Origin of the sequence: Natrinema altunense (assembly GCF_000731985.1) — an archaeon.
Classification (GTDB): Archaea; Halobacteriota; Halobacteria; order Halobacteriales; family Natrialbaceae; genus Natrinema; species Natrinema altunense.
The window spans coordinates 1-10534 of the sequence record NZ_JNCS01000018.1 but is presented as its reverse complement, the minus strand read 5'-3'; the positions used below and the strand labels follow the sequence as shown (position 1 = coordinate 10534).

Here is a 10534-nt window from a genome sequence, read left to right as displayed (position 1 = left end):
TTTCCACCTTAATTTTAACTTAACCCTTCAGAGAGATTTTTCTCGTAGAAAATCCATTTTGTCGGGGTGGTGCGCGTGACGTTTTTCGAGCGCACTGAGTATACTCGGTACTTCAGTTATCGGTGCCGTTACCCGTGGTGTCGATGGCAGTGTCTTAATCGAGCGGACGACTTCGCCACTTGGGGACGAGTCTGTCACGATCACCACGACCTCGTCGACGGTGATGACCTCCGTAATCGGCTGCATCCTGATCTCCAGTTGCTGGCGATCGCCCTCGAGGACAACCCAAACCGGCTCACTACTCTCTCCCTCCGGCGGTCCCATTCGTGTAGCGGTCCGACTCCAGCATCGAGCCGAGCGCGCGAGTGCCGGATGGGTGAAAGCCCGGCAACCCCGCCCGGACGAGCTGGCGCGAGCGCAGCGAGCGACCAGCCCGTCCCGGCAGGTAGCCCGGAACACAGCGAGCGTAGCGAGCGTCCTCGTTCCGGCGAGGGAGCGCGCGAGGCGAGTTCATCAACGCATACTCGCTAGATGGCAGCTCTGGCTGGTTCCAGCCAGGGTTGTAACACATCGGGCCTAATACAGCACCTGGCGGATCGCGGTCTGATGGCCTACGGCCAGCGCGACCCTGACGCGTTGACCGATCGTAACAGCGACCGCGTTCGCATTCTGAAGTTCCTCGCACGCCGTCCTGAAGGAATTTCCCAGACGGCGCTCTGTCATTACGTCCTCAAAGGTGTCGCTCCGAACGACTACAGCGGCCTATACGATCTCTCCGGTGACACCTATGAACGCCATGACGCAGCTGCCCAGCGTTTCTACGATGGCTCTGACTGGATAGCACTCGATGGCTCTGATGACGACTACCAGTTCCTCAATCGCTTTGTGAACGACCTCGAGGCTGAGACCGATCTCGTCCGTGTCGACGCGCTCGATCGAGACAACCGCCGTGGTCGGCTGGTCACGCCAACCCACCGCCTACTTGACTTGATTTCGGAAGGCATTCGTGAAACAACGTCTGAATCTAGCGACTTCGTATATGACCGCGAATACTGCCAGAATTTGCTCAAGAGCGTTCGAACTGGTGATCTACGTCTTTCCGATGGACAAAAGTCATTTCTCGCTCACGCGCTTCGTCGTTACATCAACCGCGTAGAAGACTACCGACTTTGTTTCGACGTCCACCTCGCCAACCGTTCCGGGTACGACAAACGTCGGATGGAGAAGCCGTACAAGACGCGCTTCACGGACGAAGGCCGGATGGACAAGGCATTTGCACGTCTTCAATCAGCTCTCGAATTTGGATACGAATCAGCGAAACACGCTGTTTTCACGACTCTAACGACAGATCCGAAGAAACACGAATCGCTTTACGAGGCGATTCTCTCGATCAACGAGAGCTTCCATCGTCTCACCCAGATGATGAAGACCGATCCTGATACCGTCGCGGACACTCGTCGGTCATCAGTTCCTTCCTGGACGCCGGATCTGGATTCGAGTAACTTTCATTTTGGCGCTGAAGGCGCTGTTTCCGGACGACCGCGTGAGCGTCTGGAGTACATCAAGGTGCTCGAATTCGATGGTGGCGGCAAGCCACACCTGCATGTCCTCTTCTTCGATCCACCGACTCGGGATGTCGACGGCATGCCGTGGCTCCTGGACAAAAACGAACTTTCTCACTATTGGGACAAATACGGCCAAGGTCGGATCGTCGATACCTATCCACTGACGTTTCGCGACGATCTCGACGAGGTGGGGAACTTCGGCGAAGAAGTTGTCCACGACGAAAACGGCGATCCAGTTACCGACGAGAACGACGATTTCGTTACACGACCTGTATCAGAGGGCTTTGTATCGTGGTATCGCTACGGCGATCACGATCACTCCCAGGAATGGGTCGAGAAGAACGTCCGCGACCACAATCTAATCGACATGGACGGCCTCGAGGACGAACCGCAACAGAAGACAGCTGGTTCATATCTCGGCAAATACGTCTCCGAGATGTACGAGTCTCTGTACGATCTTAACGATAAAATTGGTTCTGTAGAATTCGAGGCCGACCTTGATGCGGGCGATGATGATGTCGCACTGTGGAAACTGGCTCTATATTGGACGACCCAGCGCCAGCTCTGGTCTCCGTCGAACGGCATCCGCGATGCGATCCGGCTTGACGATGACCGTACGGACATCCGGCGGGGAGTCGCTGACGCTACCAGAACCTCGATGCTCTACTACACTGAACGTCTCCACGGTTCCCATGCACTCTATCCCGATCTCGACCGGGATCGTGCTGAATCCGAACTGCATCGAATCGTTCGCGATCTCCTTGCAGAACGTGAACTCGAGGTAACTGATGCTTCGACCTCTTCAACGACACTTGCTCGTATAGAGTACTTGGGTGCGTATCACTTCTCTGATCTTCCTGACTCTCCCGACCGTCGCGTCGATGCCAAAAATGTCGAATCAGCGATCAATGATCCAGATGAACCGGTTGTACTTGCGTCAGCCGGCGATCGGCCGCCACCAACTGCTAATGTTTGGAACTGACTGTCGTATTTCGCCCGCTTCGGTTAGTTGTATTAATAGCAATTACCAATCCTACTCATTCGTTTATTACTAGAGCACTAGATTTATTTCCTGTATGGCAGCAGACAACGCCGCCGACTTTCAGACGGCCAACGCACCGGGCGGGAACTACGATGACGACAATGCCGAGTGGCAAGAACTCCCCGACGAGGGAGAAGTCATTCAGGGCATCATCCTGAATCTGGCTGAGAACAGCGGTCAGTTCGATCAGTTGCGCGTTCGCTACAAGAGTACCCATGGTTCCGACGAGGGCGATATCCGCCTTGTCCATTTCAACCGGACCCTCGAGGACCGCGTTTACGCGAACGATATCCAGGAAGGCCACGAGTTCCGGCTTGAGGGCATTGACACGTACACGTGGGAGGATGATGACGGCAATGAGCGTGAAGGTACTGAGCGTACGCTTCAATTTCGCGCCTAATTCGGCTGAGTAAGATCACACCATTCTGATAAATATGTCAACAAGTAACTTCTCGAACGTTGTGACTGCTTTGAACCGACTAAACATCCTCGCAGCGTCTGCGCTTGGGATGTTTTTCGGTGTGAGCCTCGTGATGGTCGGACTCGCGGGCGATGTCGTGGGATTCCTTGAATCTCATCGATTCCTCCCGCTTGCGATGTCGTACTTGCTGATGGCGATCGCGTTTTTATCCAGCGGTAGCCGAGATCCATCGCAGTACTACGGTATTGAGAAGGCATATGTTGTCTTCGTGATGGGTTTCATGGCGTTGTATGCCTGGCAACCATGGGTCGACATGATGGCTTCTTATGACCCGTTTAGTGCGATCGTTTCGCTAGTTCTGATGTCGATCGCGACGGCAATCCTTGCGAGGTGAGTGAATATGTCTGATATTTTGAAGCGGTTCGCGACAATATTCGTTGCAGCCCTGCTCGTCGGGTCGATCTTCGCGCCGATCGCGGCGACCGCGCCAGCGGCCGCCCAGGGCGGCGACTCCATAGAGATCAACGAGGACTGCGGAGCCACCGCGAAGTTGGCTTTCCCGCGGTCGTGCCACGCTGCCGAGGCCGTTTTCGGGAGTGTCGACACGACCCAGCGGGCCGATGTGATCGAGGTCGACGTACATACCGGTGCGCAAGCGATCTATCAGGGCCAGCAGCAGCGAGACTCTGTTTATCAGAATTATCTCGAAGATACCGAGACCCTCGCCTCGCTCGAAGCGCGGAATGCGATAGCGACTGCCTATGAGAACAACAAAACGGCTATCGAGGCGCAGGCAGCGGGCCAGAAGGCGATCAATGATTATTATGCTCACCACCAGCGCCAGAATCTTGAGATGCTGGCGGCAGACTCTGCAGAAATTGCATATTATCACAATGTCACGCTGAATAACAGCGAGATCTCCGACGATTTTATTTCACCGTGGTCAGTGAGCACGACGGACACGTCGACGTCGACAATCGACGCGTCGGTCAACGGGACCATGGAGGCCAGTACGACGCTGGTTAATGGCTCTCAATATAATTACACAACGCTGGGGCTGGATGTCTATGCGGAGACTTCCACGGATTCAGGTTCGACCTTGACGCAACCACTTTCCGTTGATCGCTACCGTGCTGAGGATGGTTACTTCGGACGCGGATATTTCGGTCTCGACTATCTTGATCCCTCGAACGAGCCAAAAGCCGAGTGGGCTGGAGGGTTCAACGTGATGAACGCTCCTGCTGCCTCGCTGAACTCTACGACGGTCTACGATGCTCGGCTTGTTGCCCAGCGCATCCACGACATCGAACAGCAGGCACAGACCGTTCAAGACAATTACCCGTCCGGCGTCGCCGAGGATCTCTACGCCAAGATGGACGCGGGCGAATTGAGTCCATCCGAGGTCCGCGGAGCCGAGGGCATGGTCCGCTATCTCTCCGGCAACGACACCTCCGGCGACAATCTCGAGTTCGCGCTCAGGCACACCCTCGACCTCGAGCAGCCTGAGGACCTCGACGGGACGATGGTCGTCCAGTTTAACGGTCAAACCGACCGTGAGCGGACCACAGACTCCAACGGAACGGTCTCGTTCGAGTTCACGTCGGTCAACAAGACGATCGAGGGCATGCTGTTCGCGAGCGGATTCCCCAACGGGACCGCTGAAACTGGGATAACCTATAATGTCTCAGATTTCGACGGTCAGCCCTCGGTCCTGACGGGTGACGGAGAAGTCGTCATGTGGTCAGGTGAGTTCGTCATTCAGGAGATATACGACGGGAATGGCGACGCTGTCGAGACCGCTCAATACAGCGGTCCCGAGTACGCCACCTACAACGCGACCGACTACGTGCGGGCGCTCGACAACGCCAGCGATGCGCGCGCTGAAATCGTCGAGAACGAGACCGATGATGGCGGCGGCATCGGGTTCCCAGACAACCCTTTCGACGGTGACGATAGTCGCATGCTCGTCATGATCGTCGTCGGGGTTGTGCTTGTTATCGGTTTGGTTGTTGTCTTGTACGCTAATTTGGTTTCGCCGAATAGGTGAATAATATGAAACGATTTTGGATTATGCTCGCGCTCGTAGCCGCGCTGCTCATTGTTCTGAGTGGTGCTGCTACCGCGCAAACCGAGACGGTAGGTAACGAGTCGGCAGATGACCGAATAATCTGCTTGAACGACGCGACGTGCATCGAGTCGACGGAGTGGAACAGTGAGGCTCAAGAGTTGACCGTCGTTGTCTGGTCAGGCGTCAACCAGACGGTTTCGTACAGTGACTTCGGCGACTCGATCGAGAACGACGGCCCGAGCCTCGTCGAAAGCAACGAGGTTGAGGTCGATCGCGGGACGACCCGCGTGACGATCGCGACGAGTCCCATCCAGAACGAGAAAGTGGTTGTCGCGATTTCGTCGGGATTCGGCGGGCAAACTGCGGTGGTGCCGCACGGTGATCTCGGTACCGGCATCCTTCCAGGGCAACCGTCGGTACTCGACGTGATCGTCGGCGTTGCGACAACAGTTGTACTGTTCGTCGTGGCGGTGCCGACCAGCTGGTATGGCGTCAGAAAGATCCGAGGGGTGGTCCGCCGTGTCTTCTGATGTTCCCAGCTCAGTTAATCCGTCCGAGGATATGACTAGTGATGCACCTCCATCGAAGACCCAGTTGACAGCGGAATTCATCCGGAAGACGTGGTACTTGATCGCGTTCGCGCTGTTGGCCCTCGTGTCGATCGTGTTGATGGCAGTCTACGGTGTCCCGTTCCGAAGTGCCGGGATATCTCTGCTGGTGATCTGTCTCGTTGGCCCGTTCGGCTTCGCGTATATTTTCCTGTGGGTGTGGTACCTCGATCGGGACAGTCGTCGCTTCGTGTTGCTCGTCGACGACGAACATCAATCGATCGGGTGTATCGATGTTGCCCGGTCATACTTCGAATCCTTCACCGTCGAGGGTGGAACCCTCGGAACACGCGATAGCCAGTCTGGAAAAATATATCTCGCTGAAGAATTCGAGGTCAGGCAGGGCGACGAGGTAGATCCCGTAACCGGTGACGAGAAAACTGTCCCGGAGCCAACCCTCGTTGCGACGTGGGAAGGGGAAGCGGATAGTCTCGAACTCGTAGAGTCTCGAGAGACGCTAAAAGAACAGCGTGATAAACTCATTCCGCTTGCGAAAGACGCGGTCAAAGCCCGTGCTGGTGCGGATCAAAAGGCGCTGGACAACTCGCTGAAGCAGATGCACGCCGTAATCGCTGGTGCTGAGAACGACGAGTTCATCGATCTCGGAGCAGATCCCTTCGATTACGATACCGATGTCGACCTCGAGGACCTGGACGATGTACTCGAGGACGGTGAGCAGAACGATCAGGGAGAGACGAAGCGTCCACGGATGACCGATCGGGCGGTCGAGATACAAGTAGGGCGCTCTCTCGGTGACCCGGAGGTGTCAGCCGATGACTGAGGCTGCGCTGGCTGCTGCTGAGGCCCGTGAGGTATTCGAAGGTAGATTGACTGATAACGGCGGTCTGACTTACCCCCTTGCGCCCTATCTCGATGGTGATCCGCTGAAACGGTACGTCCGATACAAGAGACGATATCAGAAGATCCGCGAGTACGACCGCGAACACGGTGACGGTGAGCTGCCGCGTCGCTTCGAAGCGACCGGCTATTGCCAGCGACTCGTGATGACCCACGGCTCGATCGAGGCGCGGCGTGCCGTCCAGCAGGGACAGCTCGAGTTGCTATCGTACATGACTGGGCTGACCAACCGAGAGGTCAACCTCTCCGAGACCAGGACGTTGATGCGGCTGATCACGGAACTTCGACGACCCGGCTTCATGGGTCTGTTCGTTGGGCACACCGATAACGGCAAAACGAATACGGCGCTCTGGTTGGCGCTGTTGGCGCTGATCGACCAGCAGGATCTCGTACTGGCGACGAACGTTACGACACTCGAGTGGTCTGAAGCGGCGCTGAATGAGCGGACGTTTTTCGTCGAATCGAAGACCGAGTTGAAGGAGGTCTGCGAAGCGAACGATGGGACGATCGCGGTGATCGACGAGCTATCCGTCCAGGCGAACGCGCAAACAGCGAACTACGACGTGAACGAGCACTTCTACGAAATGATCACGTTCAAATCGAAATTGGATCTGCGCTTCTTGCCGATCTTCCACCGGACGGACGTCAAAGACTCGGCACCAGCATTCCGACAGCATGCGACGTACTTCCTCGAACAGAAACGCGAGGAGCACGAACTCGAGGATGACGAATACTCCGTCTCCTTCTACAAAGAGCATGATGACGATACTGGTGAGCTCGAGAATGAAGTGATGGAAATTCCGGTACCACCGTTGCAGCCCGATGGTGATTATAATCCAGACGAGCAAGCTACTTTCTCGATCTCAAATTAATTCTCTCCTACCATAATCTGCCGTCCAACCTTCCTACCGCCCTCACCCCTTTAACGGGGGTGAGGGCGGTTATATAAACCAATATATGGATGTTATCCCTAATCAGGATTAAAAATTAGGATATCTTATGATCTATACCATAACTAAATACCATCTTGTGAATACTGTATTTATATACCAGTGTCTAGCTCAATCTTCTTATTAGACTTAGCTTGTATCACTGAACTCGAGATTTGAATACTTGTACGGGTACGTCTTGATACTCTGATCATCGCAGTAAGAAGCTAACTTTGCTGGATGGATATCCTTCCAATCACCTGGCCCATCTTCGAGTTGGGGAATGAATGCGACCGCAACTGCTTCGTAATTCAATTTCTCGGGTGGAACCCGTTCGATCACGATCGCCTCGTCACCTGTCCCATCGTGTTTCTGGACACGATCGCCAGGTGTGAAGGGATTTTTCGGCCGTTGGTCCATCTGTGCAGTGCTTGGTCCTAGTTCGAGCAGTTGGTTCATCGGCCGTGCAGCCAAGTGATCGAGTTTCGCCGGTTCGTCTCCGGAATAGTCCGCTTGGGTCTCTGCTTTCGATTTCAGTGTCTCGATCCGCTCCCATCCCAAGAGGATCAGTGCGTCTTCGTTGTCTCGGTGCCACACCATCACGACGATATCGTCTTCATCGTCGGTTTCGAGAACCTGCTCTGGTAGAAATGCCGAAACATCCCTCGAGGTCTTCACATCAACCTCGTAACCGAATACCTTGAAATCGTATTTTGAGAAGCTTTCTGGATTACAACGGCGGATCGCAAACTCGTTTTTCCAGTTCCACATCTCTACGGGAATGAATTCACGGCAGAACTGTTCAAAGGCCAGCTCACCGAGATTCCCCACCCGTTTCACATCGACATCGCCACGGTTCGTCTCTGAAACTTGTATTATTGCCTGGTGTTCGGCACGTTCTTTGTCGATTTCATCTGGTACGTATCTGTACATTAAACTATTTCATCTGAAAATTCGCCATGACTAAAATGTATCGTTATAGCTATTAGACGTGTTAGAGTGCTCGGATCGAAGGTGTAGGCAAATGCCTTACATCTAACTGGCCGTCGAGGTATTCGCTGCCTGCAGACGTGATTTCGTATAGATCAGCATCTTGGTACAACGGAGAGATCAGTCCTGCTTGTGACAGCATCTGACATCGCTCTTGAATTCGTCGCTGTGATGCGTTGAACCTGAGCCGAGTGGACATACTTTTCGGTGTCGACCACCCCTTCTCTGCCAATCGCTCGAGTATTCGTTCGTCGAGCGTACACATCCACCGGGCAGGTTTTCGTTGCGTCACGATTCTGTATATTCGCTTGCAGTTGGTCCGTTTTCAGAGTTGAATTCGTCAAGAAAGACGTGATTTTCTGCGTCGTACTCCCCGTCGAGATATCCTTTTCCCTGATCAGTGATGATGTATGCACCGTTTCCGATCGGTCGAATTAGGCTATTTTCTGCCAGTTTCTTACATCGGCGTGAGACGTGGGCGTTTGAAACTCGAATACTATCGTCTTTGGCTAGTTCACCGACCGTCGCTCCGTCATGTTCACGTAGATATTCGAGAATCCGATCATCCCAGATTGACATCCACGTCCCCGACTCTCTCATTACCGATACCACGGTGAGTCTCTACCTTTTTGTTCTGAATTCTACTATAAAGAAGCACCATTACATATATGTAGAGACAGTGCTTACGGCTAATCGCGGAGCTACAAGATTCGATGAAAATCACTCTCATTTGAATGTGAGGCCGGGCGGCGCTGGGACGCCGCCCAGAAGGTAGCTCCGTGAGACTATCATGAATCACGGAACCGATGTGGGGCTGTTACCCCACGCGAGCAAAGAGGCATCACCTACGAATAGGTCTAACGTTCGGTACTTTTGGGCCCGGAACGGTCACACGGAGGGATCACAATGACGCCTCCTCGAGCCCAGGGCAATCAAAACGCGCCGGACCTGGAGATCTCCGAATCGATCGATCTCTTCCTCACCCGGAACCGACCGGACTGGAAGGGAGAGACGGCGCGGACCTACCGCAAATCCCTCGACACCTTCGAAAAGTTCGCTGATGATACGGACCTGAGCACGGTCTCGGATCTCGAAATGTGGAAGGTCGGCCAGTATTCGGACTGGCTGATTCAACAGGATTACGCACGCGTCACGATCCAAAGTAAACAGAAGCAGGCCCGTCGCTGGCTCAAATGGCTGGAGTCACAAGGCTATCTTCGAGTCGGAACTCATCTCGCGATCGAGCCGCTGCAGCTCGAGGACAGCGAACAGACGAGTTCCGATATTCTGCGTCCGAAGACGCTGCGCGAGTTCCTGTCGTTCTATCGCGACTCGATGCAGTGGCGCGCGAAGCGACGCCACGCGCTCCTCGAGGTGATCGGCCACACCGGCGGTCGTCGTTCGTGCGTTCGATCACTCGATCTCAGCGATTACGATCCCGAGGAACGAACGCTGACGTTCCTCAATCGACCGGAAAGCGGAACTCGACTGAAGCGGGGTGACTCTCACCAACGGAAGGTGGTACTATCGGAAGAGCCGAACGAGGTCCTTCACGAGTACGTCGAGCGGGAACGGGTCGATGTCCATGATGAAACGGGTCGTCGCCCACTATTCGCCAGTCGACAGGGACGGCCAGCAAGGAGTACCATTACGAACTGGATCTATCAAGCGACGCTCCCGTGCGTAATGCGCGAGTGTCCGCACAGTCGGCAGCGTCACACCTGTCAGTGGACCTCTCAGACGGAATCCAGTAAGTGCCCTTCGTCGACGTCTCCTCATCCAGCTCGTCGCGGAAGTATCACGTGGCAGCTGAACATCGGCCGGTCGATTCAGGACGTTGCCGATCGAGCAGCGACGACCCCTGACGTGATTCGCCGGTACTACGATCGGCCCGATCTCGACGAGGACCTTCGTCGACGGATCACCGACTTCGATGGCATCGACATCTGCGAGCATAGCGATCCGACCGACGTTAGCCAAGAGGTGAATTCATGAACGCCTGTGTTGTGGCCGGAGAAGCGAAATCGGCAGGTCTGAACACCCTCCGACCCCA

At 54.8% G+C, this 10534-nt stretch carries 11 protein-coding genes; 8 read left to right on the top strand and 3 right to left on the bottom strand.

Annotation, left to right across the window (positions count from 1 at the left end; translation table 11 throughout):
* Window positions 1-27: 27 nt before the first annotated feature.
* Window positions 28-324 carry a hypothetical protein gene (locus tag ALTAJ2_RS19500; protein ID WP_050031503.1) on the bottom strand — a complete coding sequence of 99 codons (297 nt, stop codon included), beginning with the start codon at window positions 322-324 and terminating at the stop codon, window positions 28-30.
* 282 nt (window positions 325-606) lie between these two features.
* Here ALTAJ2_RS19500 and ALTAJ2_RS18925 point away from each other — a divergent pair, with 282 nt between their 5' ends.
* The 7 genes from ALTAJ2_RS18925 (at window position 607) to ALTAJ2_RS18330 (ending at window position 7434) form a co-directional block, all read left to right on the top strand.
* Window positions 607-2547, top strand: a complete 1941-nt coding sequence (locus ALTAJ2_RS18925) for a hypothetical protein (RefSeq protein ID WP_144240282.1) — start codon at window positions 607-609, stop codon at window positions 2545-2547.
* Window positions 2548-2641: 94 nt separating this feature from the next.
* Complete coding sequence (locus tag ALTAJ2_RS18355) at window positions 2642-3007, top strand: hypothetical protein (protein ID WP_007110988.1); 366 nt, start codon at window positions 2642-2644, stop codon at window positions 3005-3007.
* A gap of 34 nt (window positions 3008-3041) precedes the next feature.
* Window positions 3042-3422 (top strand): hypothetical protein, encoded by a 381-nt coding sequence (locus ALTAJ2_RS18350; RefSeq protein WP_152421255.1) that lies wholly within the window; start codon window positions 3042-3044, stop codon window positions 3420-3422.
* Between the two features lie 6 nt (window positions 3423-3428).
* A complete protein-coding gene (locus ALTAJ2_RS18345) occupies window positions 3429-5075 on the top strand; it encodes a hypothetical protein (RefSeq protein WP_050031500.1) in 1647 nt (548 codons plus the stop codon).
* Window positions 5076-5080: 5 nt separating this feature from the next.
* The gene (locus tag ALTAJ2_RS18340) at window positions 5081-5626 is read left to right on the top strand and encodes a hypothetical protein (RefSeq protein WP_144240281.1); all 546 of its coding nucleotides are present in this window, start codon (window positions 5081-5083) and stop codon (window positions 5624-5626) included.
* 31 nt (window positions 5627-5657) lie between these two features.
* Window positions 5658-6485 carry a hypothetical protein gene (locus ALTAJ2_RS18335; protein WP_144240280.1) on the top strand — a complete coding sequence of 276 codons (828 nt, stop codon included), beginning with the start codon at window positions 5658-5660 and terminating at the stop codon, window positions 6483-6485.
* The gene (locus ALTAJ2_RS18330) at window positions 6478-7434 is read left to right on the top strand and encodes a hypothetical protein (protein WP_144240279.1); all 957 of its coding nucleotides are present in this window, start codon (window positions 6478-6480) and stop codon (window positions 7432-7434) included. The genes ALTAJ2_RS18335 and ALTAJ2_RS18330 overlap by 8 nt, the downstream gene beginning before the upstream one ends.
* Before the next feature lie 207 nt (window positions 7435-7641).
* Here ALTAJ2_RS18330 and ALTAJ2_RS18325 read toward each other — a convergent pair whose 3' ends face one another.
* Together ALTAJ2_RS18325 and ALTAJ2_RS18915 are read right to left on the bottom strand one after the other, a co-directional pair.
* Window positions 7642-8424: a hypothetical protein gene (locus ALTAJ2_RS18325; protein WP_050031497.1), complete on the bottom strand. Its 783-nt coding sequence runs from the start codon at window positions 8422-8424 to the stop codon at window positions 7642-7644.
* A gap of 345 nt (window positions 8425-8769) precedes the next feature.
* A complete protein-coding gene (locus ALTAJ2_RS18915) occupies window positions 8770-9081 on the bottom strand; it encodes a winged helix-turn-helix domain-containing protein (RefSeq protein ID WP_007110986.1) in 312 nt (103 codons plus the stop codon).
* Between the two features lie 306 nt (window positions 9082-9387).
* Between ALTAJ2_RS18915 and ALTAJ2_RS18320 the strand changes: the two genes are divergently transcribed.
* The gene (locus tag ALTAJ2_RS18320; protein WP_081904741.1) at window positions 9388-10476 is read left to right on the top strand and encodes a tyrosine-type recombinase/integrase; all 1089 of its coding nucleotides are present in this window, start codon (window positions 9388-9390) and stop codon (window positions 10474-10476) included.
* Window positions 10477-10534 lie beyond the last annotated feature (58 nt).

Excerpts from the sequence above, each read along its gene's own strand:
- ALTAJ2_RS18355 (WP_007110988.1), top strand. The coding sequence starts at position 2,642 with ATGGCAGCAGACAACGCCGCCGACTTTCAGACGGCCAACGCACCGGGC.
- ALTAJ2_RS18345 (WP_050031500.1), top strand. The coding sequence starts at position 3,429 with ATGTCTGATATTTTGAAGCGGTTCGCGACAATATTCGTTGCAGCCCTG.
- ALTAJ2_RS18330 (WP_144240279.1), top strand. The coding sequence starts at position 6,478 with ATGACTGAGGCTGCGCTGGCTGCTGCTGAGGCCCGTGAGGTATTCGAA.
- ALTAJ2_RS19500 (WP_050031503.1), bottom strand. The coding sequence starts at position 324 with ATGGGACCGCCGGAGGGAGAGAGTAGTGAGCCGGTTTGGGTTGTCCTC.
- ALTAJ2_RS18915 (WP_007110986.1), bottom strand. The coding sequence starts at position 9,081 with ATGAGAGAGTCGGGGACGTGGATGTCAATCTGGGATGATCGGATTCTC.
- ALTAJ2_RS18925 (WP_144240282.1), top strand. The coding sequence starts at position 607 with ATGGCCTACGGCCAGCGCGACCCTGACGCGTTGACCGATCGTAACAGC.
- ALTAJ2_RS18320 (WP_081904741.1), top strand. The coding sequence starts at position 9,388 with ATGACGCCTCCTCGAGCCCAGGGCAATCAAAACGCGCCGGACCTGGAG.
- ALTAJ2_RS18335 (WP_144240280.1), top strand. The coding sequence starts at position 5,658 with ATGACTAGTGATGCACCTCCATCGAAGACCCAGTTGACAGCGGAATTC.
- ALTAJ2_RS18325 (WP_050031497.1), bottom strand. The coding sequence starts at position 8,424 with ATGTACAGATACGTACCAGATGAAATCGACAAAGAACGTGCCGAACAC.
- ALTAJ2_RS18350 (WP_152421255.1), top strand. The coding sequence starts at position 3,042 with ATGTCAACAAGTAACTTCTCGAACGTTGTGACTGCTTTGAACCGACTA.
- ALTAJ2_RS18340 (WP_144240281.1), top strand. The coding sequence starts at position 5,081 with ATGAAACGATTTTGGATTATGCTCGCGCTCGTAGCCGCGCTGCTCATT.